We start from the raw sequence: 17,908 nt of genomic DNA on the forward strand, positions 1-17,908 counted from the left end.
CCCTTTCTCTGGCCACAATATTCCCAGAGCGCGAGACAGCGTCTCGCAAAGCGATTTCGGGGACCGAAATCAATAAGATCACATGCGGGCGGCAGCCCGCCCAGCCAGATCACCCGGGCAAAATCTTGCCTGGATTCAGAATGTTATCCGGATCCAGCGCCTTCTTGATCGCTCCCATCACATCGACGGTCCCCTGCCCCAGCTCTTTCACCAGGTAAGGCCTTTTGCCCTGCCCGATGCCATGTTCCCCCGTGCAGGTCCCATCCATGGAAATCGCCAGATCATTCAGCCAACTGATAAACTCAGCCGCCCGCGCCTGTTCATCCTGATCCGCCTTGTCGATCAACAGGGATGCGTGGAAATTACCATCCCCCGCATGGCCCACGACTGGCGCGATCAAATCCATTTCGCGCGCCATCTCATCGCAGGCTGTCACGGCATCGGCCAGCCGAGAAATCGGCACGCAGACGTCCGTCGCAACCGCGTCGCATCCAGGCCTTAGTGCCAACATGGCCCAATAGGCGTCGTGACGTGCCTGCCAAAGCTTGTTGCGTTCTTCCAGCGACGCCGTCGCCGCGAATCCCGTGCCGCCCTCTTCCTCCGCCAACATGCCAAAGGTCTCGGCCTGTTCTGCCACGCCCGCGTCCGACCCATGGAATTCCAACAGCAGCAGCGGTGTTTCAGGTAAGTCCAGCTTTGAATACCCATTGAGCGCTTGGACCACCATCGCGTCCAACAGCTCTATCCGCGCCACCGGCAGACCATACTGGATCGTTGCCATCACGGCACGGGACGCCGCCTCAACCGTCGGAAACGAACAGCGTGCCGCCGAAATCGCTTCGGGTATGCCCTGCAATCGCAAAGTGATCTCGGTGATCATCGCAAGCGTGCCTTCCGACCCCACCAGCAAGCGGGTCAGGTCATATCCGGCCGAAGATTTTCTCGCCCGCGACGCCGTACGAATGACCGTGCCATCCGCCATCACGGCTTCAAGGCTCAGGACGTTGTCTTTCATGGTGCCGTATCGCACGGCGTTGGTACCGCTTGCCCGCGTTGCGGTCATCCCTCCGATAGAGGCATTGGCCCCCGGATCGATCGGGAAAAACAGCCCCTGATCGCGCAGATAGGTATTGAGTGCTTCGCGTGTAACCCCGGGCTGGACCCGACAGTCAAGGTCTGCGGCATTGACCTCCAACACCTGATCCATCTGCATCAGGTCAATGCATATCCCGCCCGCAGGCGCATTCACATGCCCTTCCAGCGACGTGCCGGTACCATAGGCAATGATCGGCACCTTATGATCCGCACAGACCCGCACCACGTCAGAAACCTCTTGGGTTGAGGTTGCAAAGACAACGCCATCAGGCGGCTGGTTTTCAATCCAAGTGGTGGTGTGGCCGTGCTGCTGCCGAATGGCCTCACCGGTTTGACACCGTTCTCCGAACTGTTGCTTCAAAATACCAAGGACGGTGCCGATGCCATCCTCATTGCGCGCAAGCGCTGCAACCTCAACCATTGATCACCCTCCCAAAGCAATACCTTCACGGCGCGGGTCGGCGCCACCGCGCAGTTCCTCACCGATAGCAATCATATGCAAACCCGAGGTCAAGGCCCGAGTCCCCACCTCAAAACCCATCTCGGAGAGCCCCCCTTCAAGTTCCGCAGCAGCGGTTCCCTCCTCCAGGTCGTATTTGCCAAAGCGATTGACCGCATGCGGCGCGCTCACCGCAGCCTGCACATTCATCCCCCAATCTAGATAGGCAATGATCGCCTGTGCCGTATACCCAATGATCCGACTGCCGCCCGGGCTGCCCACCGCCAGCACCGGCTTGCCGTCCTTCAAGACGATCGTCGGCGACATGGACGACCGTGGCCGCTTGCCCGGCTCCAGCCGATTGGCGATCGGCACCCCGTCCCGGTGCGACCGAAACGAAAAATCCGTCAACTCGTTGTTGAGCAGGAAGCCACCGACCATCAAACGGCTGCCAAAGCCGTTCTCAATCGTCGTCGTCATGCTCGCAACATTCCCTGCCGCATCGACAATGGAAATGTGACTGGTCGAGGGCAGCTCAAGCGAAACATCATCGGCCCAATGCAACGCATGATCAAACGCCGGATCGCCCGGTGACACCTCCGGCAGCGCATCGTCACCCGCCAGCAGCTTGGCGCGCTCTGCCAGATAAGCCGGATCCAACAAGCCCTGCACCGGCACCGGCACGTAATCGCTGTCCGCCAGATAGCGCCCCCGATCCGCAAACGTCAGACGTGCCGCATCGCCCATCAAGCGGCGCACCTCGACATCCTGCGGACCTGCTGACAAATCATACCCCTCCAGCAAGCCCAGAATCTGCCCAACCGCCACAGCGCCCGACGATGGCGGACCCATGCCGCAAACGTCATGTCCTCGATAGCGCGCGCAGACAGCTTCGCGCTCTTTTACGCTGTAGATCGCCAGATCTGTCTGAGACAGCACACCCGCGTTCTCGGCACCCTGCACCGTGGCGACGATGCTTGCTCCAATCTCACCGGTATAAAACGCAACTGTGCCCCGGTCGGCCAGCGCCCTCAGCGTCGCGGCATAGGGCGCGTTGACCAGCCTGTCCCCTGCCTGCACCGGCACCCCGTCCGGCAAGAAATACCCCGCCGTCACGTCAGAGCTTGCCAGCCGCTCCTGATCTCTCTCAACCAGCCCGGCCAGCCGGGGTGAGACCGAGAATCCATCTTGCGCAAGGGTAATGGCTGGCTGCAGCAAACTGGCCCAGTCCTGATTTCCCCAGCGCGCATGCACTTCCGCCATCAGCGCAGGCGTCCCGGGCGTTCCGACAGATCGTCCGCCGACCACGGCATCGAAAAACCCCATCGGCTCGCCCTCATTGGTCTGAAAAAGCCTTGGCGTGGCGGCCAATGGTGCGGTCTCGCGACCGTCCAGCGTGGTGACATGCCCTGAGGCGGCATCATACCAGACCAGAAATGCCCCGCCCCCCAGGCCGGAGGACTGCGGCTCCACCAACCCCAGCATTGCCTGCACTGCAACCAGCGCATCTGCGGCAGTTCCCCCCGCCGACAAGACATCGGCACCCGCCTTTACGGCGTGCGGATTCGCCGCCGACACCATCCAGTTGTCAGAGACGACCGGTACACCCGCAGCTTTCGCGTCAAGCGAAGCCGCTACTTCCTCAGGAAAGCCGGCAAATGCGCCCGCACCAGCCGCTTCAGGGTCGACCGCATCAGCCGCCTGTTGCGCACTCACCGCACCGGCAATCAGACACCCCAGAACATAAACCGTAGATCGCATGACTTTTCTCCTGTGCTTTCTCTGGCCGCAATAGTCCCAGAGCGCGAGACAGCGTCTCGCAAAACGATTTGGCAGGGCCAAATCCAAAAATCGTGTGCGGGCCTGCCCGCACAATCTGGTCACAACATCGATGGAACTACCTGATCGGGAGGGCGATGCCCGTCATCGAAGGTCTTGATGTTGATGATCACTTTCTCGCCCATCTCGATCCGACCTTCGAGTGTGGCAGATCCCATATGCGGCAAGAGTACCACGTTTTGCAGGGCCTTCAATCTCGGGTTGATGTCAACGCCGTGTTCATAAACATCGAGACCCGCCCCTTTGATCTCACCCGCACGCAACATCCGCGTCAACGCATTCTCGTCAATAACCTCCCCCCGTGATGTATTGACGATCACCGCCTCGGGTTTCATCAGTTTCAGCCGCCGCGCGTTCATCAGATGAAAGGTAGAGGGCGTGTGTGGGCAGTTCACACTGATCACATCCATCCGGGCCACCATCTGATCAAGGCTTTCCCAATAGGTGGCCTCCAGACCCTGTTCGATTTCTGCATGCAAACGGCGGCGGTTGTGATAGTGCACCTGCATCCCGAAGGCCTGCGCCCGCCTTGCCACGGCCTGTCCGATCCGACCCATCCCCAAAATGCCCAGACGCCGTCCCCCGACGCGGCCGCCCAACAGTGCCGTCGGAGCCCAGCCTTGCCAGTCGCCCTTTTGCATGACGGCCATGCCTTCGGCCATGCGCCGTGTCACTGCCAGGATCAGAGCCATGGTCATATCCGCGGTGTCATCCGTGAGCACACCGGGCGTGTTGGATACCAGAACACCGCGTTGGCGTGCCGTGGCGACATCGATATGATCCACCCCGGCCCCGTAATTGGCAATCAGCTTCAGGCGATCTCCCGCCTGCCCGATGAGGGCCGCGTCAATCTCGTCGGTCACCGTAGGGACCAGGACATCCGCCGCAGTTATCGCCTCAGCCAACTCTGCACGGGTCATTGGCGTGTCATTTTCACGTAAAGACACGTCAAAGAGTTCAGAGAGCCTTGTTTCAACCACGTCGGGTAACCGTCGCGTGACTACAACACTCAACCGTTTCTTTGACATCTCGTTCTCCCTGCTCTTGGCGCGCGTCGCACCCTTGATGCATGGTGTCGTAAGCGGCGACGAGGCACAAGAACTTCGCGGCGCAAAAGAGACATGAACTCTCGTGCAGGCAGGCACCATGACCTTGAAGAATTGGATCACCGTTCTGGCGGTTTGTATCGTGTCGCTGACATCGACGGTGTCAGCAGCAGATGCGGACACCAAAGGATCTGTGACCAATCTTCCCCTTCCCCGGTTCGTGTCAATGAAAGCATCCGAGGGCAATGTGCGGCGCGGCCCGTCCCTGACCCATCGTATCGACTGGGTCTTTCAGCGCCGCAACATGCCTTTGCGCATTACAGCTGAGCACGGCCATTGGCGCCGGGTCGAGGACCGCGATGGCATGGGCGGCTGGGTGCATTATTCGCTTTTATCCGGCGTCCGGACTGTATTGGTTGAAAAAGACATGTTGCAACTGCACGCACGTCCCGATCCCAATGCACCGGTCATGGCCGCGCTTGAACTGGGCGTTGTCGCGCGCCTTGGCAAGTGCAAGGCGGAATGGTGCGAACTGCGCTCGGGTGGCTACAAAGGCTGGGCCCCCAAAGCGCGCGTTTGGGGCGTAAAGCCGGACGAACTCCGAGACTAAGTTACCGCGATAAACGCGTTGATCCGACGTGCCAGTTCTGGCCCCACATCCTCTTGCAGAAAGTGTGCCGCGCCGGGCAGCACGACGTGATCCTGCCCCGCAGCGCCTGGCATCAACTTCTGAAACACCTTTTCAACCCCGGCCATGATCTTGTCGTCCGCCCCAAAGGCTGTCAGCACAGGCAGGTCGAGCCCGCGCAAAACCTGCCAGGCCGCCCGGTTGGGTGCCGCCGCAGGATCGTCCGGGCTGTCTGGTACCAGCATCGGAAACTGCCGCGCACCAGCCTGATAACTGGCATCCGGATAGGGCGCGTTGTAGGCGGCGATTTCATCTGGTGAAATTTTCGAGGTTGTCCCGCCAAAGACAATTCGGCCCGCATCAAAGGGCTCTGCGGTTTGCGAATACTCACGCCAAGCGGCAAACTCAGGCCCCATTGGCTGGTCTCCGGTCGGCAAGGCGGTATTTCCAATGACCAAGCGTGCGAACCGCGTCGGCATCGCGGCCACAAGCCGCAACCCGATCAGCCCGCCCCAATCCTGCGCAAAAAGTGTCACCTCTTTCAGATCAAGCTGCCCGACGACATCCGACATCCAGTCCACATGACGCTGATAAGTGTAATCGCTTCGTGCGGCAGGTTTGTCGGATTTTCCAAAACCGACCAAATCGGGGGCGATCACCCGGTGACTTGCAGCGACCAGCGGCGGGATCATGTGCCGATACAGATAGCTCCACGTCGGCTCCCCGTGCATGAGCAGAACCGGGGCGGCCTCTTTGGGGCCTTCATCCAAGTAGTGGACACGAAGCGCGCCACCATCAGTGTCGTCAACTTCGACGTAGTTGGGATCAAATGGATAGTCGACTAGGGTGTCAAACCGATCGTCAGGGGTACGCAGGAATTGCATGGGCGTCTCCTTTGCAGCAGACTAGGCGCGCTGCTCTCAAAAATTCAAGGTTCCTGTGCCATGCGTGCCATCACATATTCCGTCTTCGGTCCCGCACGCGACGTGCTTGAACTGCACGATGTTGCCCTCGCAGAGCCTCAGGCGGGCGAGGTGCGCGTCCGACTCGCCTTTTCCGGCGTGAACCCATCAGATGTCAAAGCGCGCGCCGGCACCCGGCCCGGTGTGATCAAACCCGCCTTCCCCACCATAATCCCACACAGTGATGGTGCCGGTGTGATCGAAGCAGTTGGCGCCGGAATCGACCAGGAACGGGTCGGTCAACGGGTCTGGATCTGGAATGGTCAGTGGCAGCGCCCGTTCGGAACGGCCGCTCAGGCGATCACCTTGCCCGCGCATCAAGCCGTTCCGCTGCCAAATGATATCAGTCTGGAAACCGGCGCGATCCTTGGCATTCCGGGCCTCACCGCCTGCCACGCAGTGTTTGGGGGCGGGGCAGTCGCGGGGGAAAGCGTACTGATACAGGGTGGTGCTGGGACCGTCGGCATGCTCGCCGTACAGCTGGCAAAATGGGGCGGTGCGCGGGTCATTGCCACCTGTAGTGAGCGCGATCACGACCGTGTGGTGCGCGCAGGCGCCGATACGGTGCTGCCCTACGGCACGCAGGATCTGGCAAACGCCGTTGTTGACGCCAACGAAGGCCATCCGATTGACACCATCGTGGAGGTTGAGTTTGGCCACAACATTGCCGTCGACGCCGACATTGTCGCACCCAACGGCCGTATCGCGGTGTATGGTTCTGCAAAGGAAATGAACCCGACGGTGCCCTTTGGTCCGCTCCTGTTCAAAGCCGTCAACATCGACGTTCTGTTGATTTACCTGTTGCAAGCGGGACCGCGCGAACAGGCAGTCACCCGGCTGCATGATGCATTGCGCGAAGGCGCGTTGGACTGCCCCGTGCAGCAAATCGTTGCCCTGTCTGAAACCCCTGCTGCTCATGAAGCGGTCGAGGCAGGCGGACGCACCGGCGCGGTTTTGATAGATTGCCAAGCTTAGGGATCGGGTGCGGTGAGATAATCCTGGCGCACCCGCAATCCAAATTGCCAACCGCGTGTGACGCGCCTAGGGTAATGGGATTGCCACGCCACGGATTTCGATGATGCGCCTTTTTCTCCTTCTGCTCTGCCTCAACCTTACCCTGCCGATCACTTTGTATGCCCAGTCGGATCAGCCCACTGGCACCATCACGGTCGATGACAACGCAGAAACCGACGCGGCAATCGCCAATCGCATCCGCGATATCATCGGAGAGCTTGACGGATACGGCGACGTCTCTGTCACCGTATCGTCAGGTATCGTCACCTTGCGTGGCACCACATTGGACGCAACCAAAGCGACTGCGCTCAACGATCTGGTCGGGCGGGTGCAGGGCGTCGTGGCCATCGAAAACAATGTGGTTGAATCGACCGAAGTGCTGGAGCGTTTGAACCCTGCGGTTGAGCGTTTCATGGCCCGGTTCTGGCAGCTGCTGGCGATGCTACCGCTGATCCTGATCGGAGCCGCGGTATTTTTCCTGGTGGTCATGCTTGGCTTCTGGCTGGCACGCCGCAAGCAACCCTGGGAACGTCTTTCACCAAACGCGTTCATCGCCGATATCTACCGTCAGATCGTGCGGCTTATCTTTATCGTAGGCGGGCTGGTGATCGCGCTTGATATCCTCAATGCCACGGCCCTCTTAGGGGGCATTCTTGGTGCCGCCGGTATCGTGGGTCTGGCCATCGGTTTCGCCGTGCGCGACACAGTTGAGAATTTCATCGCCTCAATCATGTTGTCGATTCGGCAACCGTTCCGCCCCAACGATGCGATTGAAATCAACGGAGACGAGGGCAAGGTCATCCGCCTGACTAGCCGTGCGACCATCCTGCTCAGCTGGGACGGCAACCATATCCGCATTCCCAATGCAACTGTCTTCAAAAGCCGGATCGTCAATTATTCGCGCAATGCCGAGCGGCGGTTTCTGTTCGAAATTGGCGTGGACGCGGGCGAGGAAGACCTGGCCCGGGTGCGCGATCTGGCGGAAGATACCGTCTCTGATCTGCCGTTCACGCTGGAAAAACCCGCCCCCAACGTCTGGGTGGATCGCATCGGTGACGGCTCAATGGTGATGAAAGTCACAGGATGGATTGATCAGACGGAAACCTCCCTTTTGCGCGCCAAAGGCGAAGCGATCCGCCAAGTCATGGCCGCCGTCGCAGCCGCAGGCTATGACATGCCCAACACCACGTACCGGATCGAAGTGCCGGAGGGTCTGAAAGGCGCGCTGACCAACTTTGACGTCACGACAGCAGACGACGAGCCCGAAGGGCAAACACCGGCCGACACAGGTCCTGCGCAGCCTCAGGAACCCGCCCCGCCCAAGGCCGCCGAGACCCTGAGCGCCCAAAGCGTCGAGACCCGCGAAGACGAGCTGGACGAGATCGTCGAGATCGAACGCGCAGAAACCGAACGCCGCGACCTGCTCAAGGAGAACGGCGAACAGGAATGAGGATTTTGCCAAAACGGGGCTTGCGCCTCTGACGCTTGCGGCTTAATTAGCCCCTCGTTGCTGGGGTGTAGCCAAGCGGTAAGGCATCGGTTTTTGGTACCGTGTATCGTAGGTTCGAATCCTACCACCCCAGCCACACACTTCCTTGATTGCAGACGGTGCGCGTGTCTCGTGACATAGTCGCGTGTTTTCCGTGGGCTGTGGGTCCTGATCTCAGACACCCGTAGCGCTGCGTCTAAACGTGACTTTGCAGCCCACCTATCTGTTCGGTCTGTTCATTCGCGTGACGCAAGAACGCCTGATGAATGACGAACCCGACCTGCGCGTCGAACGTCATAAGGATTGCCGCAAACCGCCCGGAAACTTCGCGAATATTCTGCAGGCGCAGTCGCTTCAGGAATGCCTCAACCCCCATCGTGCAGAGGGGGGAGGCGTAGGCGTCCTCAATCCCGACGCGAAACGTTCTTCGCCCAAGCAAAAGATCACGCGCGAGAGCCTCGACCTGATCCCACTGGCCGCGAATTTCCTTTCGCCTTTGCCAAGCCAATTCTGCTTCTTCGACTGCAGCCAGGGGGTCGTCTTCGGTCGAATGGTATCCATATTTCTTGTCCTTGTGGCGGACGAGCCAGAAGAGGGTGCCGTCTGCCAGTGCGACCCCACGATAGGCGGTTGTCCGATTGCCGTCGAAGCTCGCGCTATTGCCATAATCGATGTACGCATTGATCCAATTTTCGCGTTCATAAACAAGGTCGTCCGAGAGGGTGAGCATTTCCCTTTCCATCAGCGACGTCATCTGGCGGACCATGGCCAGCCGCTGGCGTACTCTGGGAATGCGGGGTGGGTTGGTGAAAAACATCATGAATGCTCCTGTCAGGACCAATCCGGAATAGAAGCGGCCCTTGCAAAAGCTTATTCAGACGTCTGTTTTCGACCCATCCCCCAAAATTTGGGGTCTAGGGTGCAATCTGGTTGAGCACGTATGCTCTGACAACGGCTTGCGTTCGATTGCCCGCACCCAGCTTACGCATCGCCGATGTGAAATACTCGTTCACCGTGTCGTCGGCGAGATGCAGGATGTCCGCTATTTCCTTGGTCGTGCGGCCGGTCGCTGCCCAACTGAGGCAGTCTCGTTCCCGGTCGCTCAGCCTGCCAAGCGGCGCCTCGCGCGCCAGTTCCTGAATGTGCAACCCCTCGACAAAGTACTGCGCAGCCAGATAAAATTCGGGCAAATGGTTTCGGCAGAGCTCGCTCAGGTCCCCACTGCCGCAGGCGGTTTGGTTGAGCATAAGAATGGATTGACGCGCCGTACGACCGTTGAAGTATGACATGCTCAACGTCTGGCGCATACCGAATTCCACCGCCAGTTGGACGAACCCGGCCTCATCCTTTGTCATGGAGGTCGCGGGGAACGTTTCAGGACGCCGGACGTCTACAAAATGAGGTACGCCAGACACGAAAAGGTGCCGTGCCATGATGTCATGCTGAATGAGATGTTGGTTGTTGCTGTAAAAGTCGTGCCACTCCGGATTTATGAAGTGACCGAACATTTGGTCTGCCGTTGGAAATTTCCCAAAGCTATTGGGCATCTCGAAGACAACGCCGACGGAATCCCCCCCAAGCTCGCCCACCGCACGATTGAGGCGCACGCCTGCCTCTTGGAAGTCTGAAGCGGTCGCGCCAGAGATCATCCAGTCCATGGGAGCCAGGTGTTTTGAGAGGCCTTTCGTGCGCATAGACTTCCCCCGTTTCGATACCCTCAAAAGTGTTCCAGACACGATCAATCATCATACCGGTAGCACGGTTTTCGCGGTTTTTCGAATGGAGGTTTGTTTCTTGGACCCAGTCGCCATGGATCGCAGGCTGAGAATTAGACGCATTAGGTACACGATCGCAGTTTCAATTGCGACGCGCCGGCACCAAGATTCCGCTGGGTAGGCGAGGCAACCGCTGGTCCTCATCGGGCGCTCCTTGATTTCCCCTTGGTCCCTTAAGCGTAATGGACGCATTGGCCCTGCCAGGGGCCATGAAGCTCTAATCCGGGCGTCTCGAATTCATCCAAGGCCCTAAGCTGATCCTGGATCATGTCCAAATCTGCTTGTCAGATCCCTGGTAGCTGTCATTCATTCATGCATGCCGCCGGATATTGGAGCGGAACTGATCACCCGGTGATGAGATAATGGTCTTGCGCACTCATATTGCTTTCTGACGCAGAAAAGCACTGCATCCTTGTTATTGCGCAGCCCTCAAAGGGTTGAACGAATCGCGGAGATCAATCCATTGCGGTCCCGCAAACTTGAGTTTTGAGTGGCACGTCTCTTCAGGCAGGTAACCTTCCCAAATGTCCTGCGCCCCGGCGCCGTGCGCCGGGGCACTCGGTGCGACAGCGTTAGTTCAGCGACTGGATAAATGCGTTGACCTCTTCCAGCGGAATGTACTGCCGTTCGTCAATGCCGGTTTCGGTAAACACCCAGGACACAGCAGGGGCAGAAACGTCGCCGTTTGCGTCAAAGGTGACCGCACCAGTGCCGCCCTGAAATGACACTGACTTGCCTTCGCTCAGCAAGGCCATCGCCTTTTTGAACCCTTCGACGTTGGCATCGACTGGCTCGCCTGCGGGGTCGGTTACCATCGGCACTTTGGCCGCAATCTCTGCGCCCGTCGCTCCGTTGCCAGCGGCGTGATAGGCCAGCAGCGATATGGCGGCTGCGTCAAAGCTGTTGGGCAGGCCCGGGCCGCTTGGCTCGCCGCCGAATTTGGCCTTGTAGGCCTCTACGAAGGCTGAGGCCGAGGCCGTCCGCGGCGAGGACGTGTCAGCTCCGATGAAGTCGCCAAGATACTGCATGCCGACCGCATCACGGAATTCCTCGGACCGCAGGGAATTGGCACCGACCATCTTGGTCGTACCCCCCAATGATATCCATTCGCGGGTCACGGCAATGCCCTCTTTGGGATAAAGCGCGAGGATGACCGCATCCGGATTGCCCCCCAACGCTTCGGTCACTTCGGCGCGGTAGGATGGCTGGTTGTCGGTAATTGCGATGGACGCTGCCACCTCGATCCCCGACGCTTTCAGCGCATTGTCCAGCAGGCTGGCCATGTCCTGGCCCCAGTCGTCGTTCTTGTAAAACACTGTGACCTTGCCGTAGCCTGCGTCCTTGGCGAGCTTTGTCAGGACGGCGGACTGCACATTGCTGGTCGCAAAGGTGCGGAACCAAAGGCCCTTGGTGCTGCCTTCTTCTGCAAGACCGGTGATCCGGGTAGAGGAAGAGCAGCAGGAAATCTGCATCACGCCAGCAGGAACGGTCACCGACGTCAGGATCGGCAGCGTCACACCCGATGAAACAGCGCCCATCATCAGCTGCACCTTGTCCAGATCGACCATCGCCTTGGCCGCATCAACGCCCACTTTGGCGTCCACTTGCGTGTCGCGCAGGATGGTTTCCACCGGGCATCCGTCAACACCGCCAGCCTCATTGATCATATCGGCAACCCATAGCGCGGTCTCAGCGATTGGTTTGCCCCAGTCGACAGATGTTGGCAGGGCGACGCCAACCTTGACGGGGCAATCGGCCGCCGCAACGCTCGCGCCGCCGACTGTCAAAGCCGCGGCAATGACGAGTTGTCTTAGATACTTGGTTTTCATGGATCATATTCTCCCGTGTTATCCTTGCGAAGCAGTCTTGCCGGGTGCTTCGTTCCCCGTCTTGGTTCTTTCGATGCGCTCAGGCAGCAATCCCTGAGGGCGCCAGAGCAACATGCCAACGATGACCGATCCGATCATGATGTACTGGATCGGTCCAGTGTAGATTTGAACGGCTGTCGGCGCAAACTTGGCAAGTAAGAAGCCGCTCGAGGTCCATGCGCCCCAGATCAGGAATGCGCCGAGGACCGCGCCGCGATTGTTGCCCGCCCCGCCTACGATCAGCATCGCCCATATCTGGAAGGTCAGGATCGGCGCCATATCCTGTGGACTGATGAAGGCGTAGAAACTGACGTAAAGCACCCCCGCAGCGCCGATGATCGCCGAGCCCAGAACGAAGGCTTCGAGCCGCAATCTGGTGGCGTTTTTGCCAAGCGAGCGCGCCGCGATCTCGTCTTCGCGAATGGCGCGCAACACGCGCCCATAGGGGGATCGAACCAGACGTTCGAGGCCGACATAGACCGCGATCAGGATGAGCACGACAAAGGCAAGGAAGGCCAGGTTGTAGGTGAATTGATCCTCAAACAGCCCCTCGAAGGGGCGGGGAAAGCCGCGCATCCCCTTGGCCCCGCCGGTCAGCCATTCGGCGTTGCGGGCCACCGCCTCAAGTGCGACAGCCACGCCAAAGGTGGCGATGGCAAGGTAATCGTGCCGAAGACGCAAGGTCAGCAGCCCAACGGCCCAGGCCACGAGTGCGGCAAGAAATATACCCCCGGCAAAGGCGATGGTGTACGGCAGCTCAAAGGCACCGAATTGCAGCGGATCAGCAGGCCCGCCAAGCATCATGGCGCCGTACGCGCCCGCACCAAAGAACGCTGCGACACCGCCGTTAAAAAGACCGGTGTTGCCCCATTGCAGGTTCAACCCAAGCACCGCAATCGCCAGGATCGATGCTACGGTACCAAAGAATGCCAGATAGGAGATGATGCCGATCATGTCTGCTCCGCCTCGCCGAACAGGCCCTGCGGGCGGACCAGTAGCACGGCCAGAATGATAAGGAAGGGCATCGCGGGACTGTACCCCGAGGGCAGGACCTGCAGTGCGAGGCCAGAGGCGATTCCAACGATGAACCCACCCAAAAGCGCGCCGTAAACGCTGCCGATACCGCCCACGATGGTGGCCGCAAAGACGGGCAACAGGAAGTTATGTCCAATGAGCGGGGACAGGTGATTGGTCAGCGCATAAAAAACACCGGCGGCGGCCGAAAATGCGCCACCAATCATCCACACGACGATGATGATCCGCGCAAGCGGCACGCCCGCCACCTGCGCCAACGCCGGGTTTTCCGCCACGGCGCGCAGGGCAAATCCAAAGGTCGTGCGCGAAAGCACGAGATGGAAGATCGTCATGAGAACAAGAGCCGCTACAAGGACGAAGACCTGATCAGGCTTTATCAGCAAAAGTGGATCGCGGCTCAGGACCATCGCAAAGGCGATGTCGTTCGAATATAGTTCTGCCTTTAGTCCGAAGATCAGGGTGATCACATTGCGGATGATCAGGGCGACACCGAAGGAGGCAAAGACCATCGACAGCGCATCGGCCTTTTGCCTGATGCGTTTGAAGATCGCCCAGTCGATCAAGACGGCAGAGAGCCCCGTGATCGCCATCGCGGCAAGCGTGGCCAAGGTCAGTGACCACGTCAGGCTCAGCCCGCCAAACGCCTGATCCATTACCGGCACCAACGCGGCAAAGAGGCGGTCAAACACCAATGCCGCATAGGCGCCGATGGCCAACAGTTCGGCATAGGCGAAATTGGCAAAGCGCAGCATATGCATGACCATCGTCAGCCCGATGGCCCCAAGCGAAATGATGGATCCGGTCAGGATACCGTCCATGAGGTTCTGGATCATACGTCGTTCATCCTGCGTCGTCCCAGATAGATTTCGCCCACGATCGGGTCGGCCAGAATGTCTGCGGCGGGGCCGTCGAGCTGGTTGCGCCCTTCCGCAAGAATATAGCAATGATCTGACACCCTGAGCGCCTGCTTCACATTCTGTTCGACCAGCAGGATCGACACGCCATCGCGGGTCAATCTGTGCGCAAGATCCAGCACCTCGGCCGCCGCTTTGGGTGCCAGCCCGGCGGAGGGCTCATCCATCAGGATCAGCGACGGTTCCCGCGCGAGGGCCATTGCCACAGCCAGCATCTGGCGCTGTCCTCCCGACAGAGAAGCCGCCCGATCCCCCTGCTTGTCCTTCAGGGGCGGGAAAAGGTCGAACAGTTCTTCCAGCCGCGTCTCTCGCCGACGGCTAAGCCGCAGCACAAGTGCCAGATTTTGGCGGATCGTGAGGGTTTTGAAGATGTTGTCGGTTTGCGGCACATATGCCATGCCGAGATCGGCCATTCGGTCCGCCCGGATGCCGGTGATCGGCGTGTCATCCAGTGTGACAGTGCCGGCAGAGACAGGCACCAGACCTGCTATGGTCTTGATCAGCGTGGATTTTCCAGCGCCGTTTGGGCCGATGATGGTGGTCAGTGCATTGCGCCGGACCGCAAGGTCAATGCCGCGCAGGATCGGCAGATCCTTGACATACCCAGCCACGATACCCGCAACGGTCAGAATATTGCCGCCGCTCATGCGACGCCGGTCCCAAGATAGGCGTCCAGCAATCCGGCATCTGCCTGCGCGTCTTGCGCTGTGCCCTCAAACACCACCCGGCCTTCTGCAAGCGCAATGATAGGTGCACAGTGGCGCATCACGAAATCCATGTCGTGTTCGATGATAAAGAACGTCATGCCCTGACGGTTCAACGCCTTTATCCGGTCGATCAAGACGTTGGTCAGCGATGGGTTCACGCCCGCCGCAGGCTCATCCAGCAGGATCATCTGCGGCTCTCCCATCAGGGCGCGCGCCAGTTCAAGCAATTTCGTCTGTCCGCCAGAGATTTTGCCCGCTGGCTGATCAGCGAGATCAGCCAACGTCATAAAGTCCAGGATGCCCATCGCCTTGTCACGCAGTGCGCGTTCTTGCCGGGCCATCCTGCGGCGCTGGAAAATCGCGCCTGTCAACGTCTCACCGGACTGTTTGGGTGGCGCCAACAGCAGGTTTTCCAGCACGCTCAGACGCCTGAAGGGGCGCGGGATCTGGAATGTCCGGGCAAGACCAAGGTGAAACAGCCTGTCCGGGCTCATTCCGGTCACATCCGAGCCGTCAAAATGGACACGGCCCGCGGTGGGCTTCAACGCCCCGGCAAGCAGATTGAAAAAAGTGGTCTTGCCAGCCCCATTAGGGCCGATCAGCCCCGTCATCGTCCCCGGCTGAATATCCAGTGAAACGCTGTCCACCGCCCTCAGTTCACCGAATGCACACGACAGGGTGTCGGTTGACAGCATAGGGGGGTCATTGCTCATCTACGGTGCCTCATGACTGGCCGCGCGCGAACTCTGGCTTTATCCGGTCCGCGCACTGCGCCCCCATTTCTGTGACAGTTGGTTCAAGCTACGTTAGACCAGCAAAAGGCAGGTGGGAAGGTGATAGGCACGTGAGGACAGTCTCAGTTATCGGACACGGGGAAATCGGTGGCGCGCTGGTCCGCGGTATCGCTGATCTGAACGCATGGCAGTTGGGCCGCGTGCTGACCCGGCACGCGGTGCCGGACCTTGAGGAGCAGACACAAGACGGGAACAGGTTTCTTGTCCATCCGGTCGATCTGATCATAGATGCGGCGGGCCCCGACGCGCTGCGTGCCCTCGGGCCAAGGGCGTTGGCCATCGCACCGGTCTGGTCGGTAGGGGCGGTTGCCATGGCAGCGCCCGAATTTCAGGCGCGTATTGCCGCCGTCTCAGAAAAATCCGGCCACCCGCTGCGGCTTTTTGCATGTGGCATGGCGAACATGCCGCTAACGGCCCGGCGCCTGCGGATCACCATGCGCTCTGCGGAAATCGAAGCGTCCTGGACCGGCCCCTTGTCGCAGGCGGTCGCGCGCTGGCCGGATATGCTGAATTCAGCAGTTGCGGTGGCGTTGAACGGGCCGGGGCTGGAGGCGACTGTGCTGAGTATGCAGGCCGGTGGTACAAATGGGGTCCATGAGATCGAGATCGAAGCGGAGGAAGACGGCATTACCTGGCAGCGCACGATAAGATTTGACGCGTCATCGCAAACGTCACACCCGGTCGCCCGCATGCTGTTAACCGAACTGGCCCGCGCAAACCGACGCTGGCGGGGTGTCTGACCTTTTCAGTCGCCCTTGGCCGCGAGAATCTTGTCGTCGGGATTGGTGTTGAGGTTGTACTTCATGATCCGCCCGTGCCTGCCGTTGCGGTCGCCCTCAAGCCCAAAGACTGGCCCATTGGGTCCTGCCGACTGCGCCAGTACGGCACCGATCTCTTCCCGGTCCGCATCTGTCAGGGCAAAGTCGAAAATTTTCAGGGTTTGGGGCAGGTGGCGGGCATAGCGCGCACCGACGATGGCCGCCGCCACCTTCGGCTGATCCAGCACCCAGCGTACGGCAACCGCACTAAGCGGCACATCATGCCGCGCGCCCACAGCGTTCAGTGTTTCAAGCAGTGTCTGAAACAGGTTCCAGTCGCCAAATTCGTCAATGATCAGCCGGTACTTGATCAGCGAGCGGTTGGAAAACGTGAAGCCGGGATCAGGCGCGCCCAGCCACCGCTCGGTAAGGAAACCGCCGGCAAGCGTTCCAAAGCTCAGCAGATGCACGTTGTTCTCAGCCGCCCAAGGCGCCAGCGTGTGTGACGGGCGACGATCCAGCACCGAATATTGTACCTGAGCGGCAGCGATGTCGAAACCGGCCTCGGTGAAATGTGCAATGCTATCCGCGTCCCAATTGTTCACGCCAAGATTGGCGATCTTGCCCTTCTCCTGACAGTACTTGAGGGCCCCCAAAGCATCCAGCGCGTGACCCCGGCTCATATCCCACCAGTAGAATTGAACCAGATGCAGCCGTTCTATTTGCAGGCGCTGCAAGGAGCGATCGACAATCCCCTCGACATCCGCTTGAGTAAAGACCTCAAGACGGGTTAAATCCGGCACCAGCTTGGTTTGAACAACCACACGATTGGCGATCTCTGCCCCACGCCGTTGGCGCAGGTCCGCGATAAAGGCACCGATCATCTCTTCAACACCGGTATAGATATCGGCGCAATCAAACGTCGTTATACCGGCGTCGACAAAGGCCTCCATGTCGGCGATGGCGGTGGACCGATTGACCTCGCCATGATCGCCAGCAAGCTGCCAGCCGCCCTTGATCACCCGCGAAATCCTGTGGCCGGGCCGCAGATCTGTGGTTTCCGGTTCCGTCATGCCTGGCCCTTCCAGTAGGGCGTGCCGCGCGCATCGGGCATGCCGGTGGTCTCGGCATGAGAAAACCAGCGCCGCTCTTCGCGCACGATCCGAAACCGTCCGCCGCAATGAGGATCAGGGCAAGCGACCTCTGCATCGGTCGACATCCAGTCGCCCGGTGCCGTGTCCCGCTGCTTGGCCGGTAATAGCGGGATCAGTCCTGCCAGCGCATACATCGACACCTTCTGCTCCGCCCCGAACATCAGATTTTCACCAACGACGCGGAAGCTCTCTCCTTCCACGTGGCGGCACACAGGGGTTCGGCCATCCAGCACGGTTTCCACCCTCAGATCGTACAGCCAGAAACCAGCTTCTTCAGAGTCGTCTGCCATGCCAATCCTGCCCCTTTGGTTCGTATCAGGTTTGCACTTCCCGAAATTGTCGTCAATCTGGGGCTGCGATGAAGGATGATGATGGAAAGTGGGAGAAAAGA

Annotated in this window: 17 protein-coding genes and 1 tRNA gene; 5 read left to right on the plus strand and 13 right to left on the minus strand. The window is 59.6% G+C overall.

Annotation, left to right across the window (positions count from 1 at the left end; genetic code table 11):
- Positions 1-109 precede the first annotated feature (109 nt).
- From H9Q16_RS09095 to H9Q16_RS09105, 3 genes are all read right to left on the minus strand, one after another.
- On the minus strand, positions 110-1,516 hold the full coding sequence (locus H9Q16_RS09095) for an FAD-binding oxidoreductase (protein ID WP_191074987.1): 1,407 nt from the start codon (positions 1,514-1,516) through the stop codon (positions 110-112).
- A 3-nt stretch (positions 1,517-1,519) separates the two neighbouring features.
- Entirely contained in the window at positions 1,520-3,295 is a 1,776-nt protein-coding gene (gene ggt / locus H9Q16_RS09100; protein ID WP_191074988.1) for a gamma-glutamyltransferase, read from the minus strand.
- Between the two features lie 119 nt (positions 3,296-3,414).
- Positions 3,415-4,401, minus strand: a complete 987-nt coding sequence (locus H9Q16_RS09105; protein ID WP_191074989.1) for a 2-hydroxyacid dehydrogenase — start codon at positions 4,399-4,401, stop codon at positions 3,415-3,417.
- Between the two features lie 118 nt (positions 4,402-4,519).
- Between H9Q16_RS09105 and H9Q16_RS09110 the strand changes: the two genes are divergently transcribed.
- A complete protein-coding gene (locus H9Q16_RS09110; protein ID WP_191074990.1) occupies positions 4,520-5,029 on the plus strand; it encodes an SH3 domain-containing protein in 510 nt (169 codons plus the stop codon).
- Here the strand turns inward: H9Q16_RS09110 and H9Q16_RS09115 are convergent.
- A complete protein-coding gene (locus tag H9Q16_RS09115; RefSeq protein WP_191074991.1) occupies positions 5,026-5,931 on the minus strand; it encodes a haloalkane dehalogenase in 906 nt (301 codons plus the stop codon). The two genes, H9Q16_RS09110 and H9Q16_RS09115, sit on opposite strands and share 4 nt — an antisense overlap.
- Before the next feature lie 60 nt (positions 5,932-5,991).
- Between H9Q16_RS09115 and H9Q16_RS09120 the strand changes: the two genes are divergently transcribed.
- The 3 genes from H9Q16_RS09120 to H9Q16_RS09130 all read left to right on the plus strand — a co-directional run bounded on the left by H9Q16_RS09120 (position 5,992) and on the right by H9Q16_RS09130 (position 8,609).
- The gene (locus tag H9Q16_RS09120) at positions 5,992-6,984 is read left to right on the plus strand and encodes an NADPH:quinone reductase (RefSeq protein WP_191074992.1); all 993 of its coding nucleotides are present in this window, start codon (positions 5,992-5,994) and stop codon (positions 6,982-6,984) included.
- A gap of 100 nt (positions 6,985-7,084) precedes the next feature.
- A complete protein-coding gene (locus tag H9Q16_RS09125; protein WP_191074993.1) occupies positions 7,085-8,473 on the plus strand; it encodes a mechanosensitive ion channel family protein in 1,389 nt (462 codons plus the stop codon).
- A 61-nt stretch (positions 8,474-8,534) separates the two neighbouring features.
- Positions 8,535-8,609, plus strand: a tRNA-Gln gene (locus tag H9Q16_RS09130).
- A 99-nt stretch (positions 8,610-8,708) separates the two neighbouring features.
- On the opposite strand, the gene H9Q16_RS09135 is transcribed toward H9Q16_RS09130, so the two are convergent.
- From H9Q16_RS09135 to H9Q16_RS09165, 7 genes are all read right to left on the minus strand, one after another.
- Positions 8,709-9,332, minus strand: coding sequence for a hypothetical protein (locus tag H9Q16_RS09135; protein ID WP_191074994.1), 624 nt, complete (start codon positions 9,330-9,332; stop codon positions 8,709-8,711).
- Positions 9,333-9,426: 94 nt separating this feature from the next.
- Entirely contained in the window at positions 9,427-10,170 is a 744-nt protein-coding gene (locus tag H9Q16_RS20530) for a LuxR C-terminal-related transcriptional regulator (protein WP_216859319.1), read from the minus strand.
- A 689-nt stretch (positions 10,171-10,859) separates the two neighbouring features.
- Positions 10,860-12,116, minus strand: a complete 1,257-nt coding sequence (locus H9Q16_RS09145) for an ABC transporter substrate-binding protein (protein WP_191074995.1) — start codon at positions 12,114-12,116, stop codon at positions 10,860-10,862.
- Positions 12,117-12,134: 18 nt separating this feature from the next.
- Positions 12,135-13,109 (minus strand): branched-chain amino acid ABC transporter permease, encoded by a 975-nt coding sequence (locus H9Q16_RS09150; RefSeq protein ID WP_191074996.1) that lies wholly within the window; start codon positions 13,107-13,109, stop codon positions 12,135-12,137.
- Entirely contained in the window at positions 13,106-14,023 is a 918-nt protein-coding gene (locus H9Q16_RS09155; RefSeq protein ID WP_191074997.1) for a branched-chain amino acid ABC transporter permease, read from the minus strand. The genes H9Q16_RS09150 and H9Q16_RS09155 overlap by 4 nt, the downstream gene beginning before the upstream one ends.
- A complete protein-coding gene (locus H9Q16_RS09160) occupies positions 14,020-14,751 on the minus strand; it encodes an ABC transporter ATP-binding protein (RefSeq protein WP_191074998.1) in 732 nt (243 codons plus the stop codon). The genes H9Q16_RS09155 and H9Q16_RS09160 overlap by 4 nt, the downstream gene beginning before the upstream one ends.
- A complete protein-coding gene (locus H9Q16_RS09165; RefSeq protein ID WP_191075224.1) occupies positions 14,748-15,506 on the minus strand; it encodes an ABC transporter ATP-binding protein in 759 nt (252 codons plus the stop codon). The genes H9Q16_RS09160 and H9Q16_RS09165 overlap by 4 nt, the downstream gene beginning before the upstream one ends.
- A gap of 149 nt (positions 15,507-15,655) precedes the next feature.
- On the opposite strand from H9Q16_RS09165, the gene H9Q16_RS20845 reads away from it, so the two are divergent.
- Positions 15,656-16,345 carry a DUF108 domain-containing protein gene (locus H9Q16_RS20845; RefSeq protein WP_191074999.1) on the plus strand — a complete coding sequence of 230 codons (690 nt, stop codon included), beginning with the start codon at positions 15,656-15,658 and terminating at the stop codon, positions 16,343-16,345.
- Between the two features lie 5 nt (positions 16,346-16,350).
- On the opposite strand, the gene H9Q16_RS09175 is transcribed toward H9Q16_RS20845, so the two are convergent.
- Positions 16,351-17,436 (minus strand): aldo/keto reductase, encoded by a 1,086-nt coding sequence (locus tag H9Q16_RS09175; protein ID WP_191075000.1) that lies wholly within the window; start codon positions 17,434-17,436, stop codon positions 16,351-16,353.
- Positions 17,433-17,807, minus strand: a complete 375-nt coding sequence (locus H9Q16_RS09180) for a TIGR04076 family protein (protein ID WP_191075001.1) — start codon at positions 17,805-17,807, stop codon at positions 17,433-17,435. Before H9Q16_RS09180 ends, H9Q16_RS09175 begins: the two co-directional genes overlap by 4 nt.
- Positions 17,808-17,908 lie beyond the last annotated feature (101 nt).

Source organism: Sulfitobacter aestuariivivens (assembly GCF_014763045.1).
GTDB lineage: Bacteria > Pseudomonadota > Alphaproteobacteria > Rhodobacterales > Rhodobacteraceae > Sulfitobacter > Sulfitobacter aestuariivivens.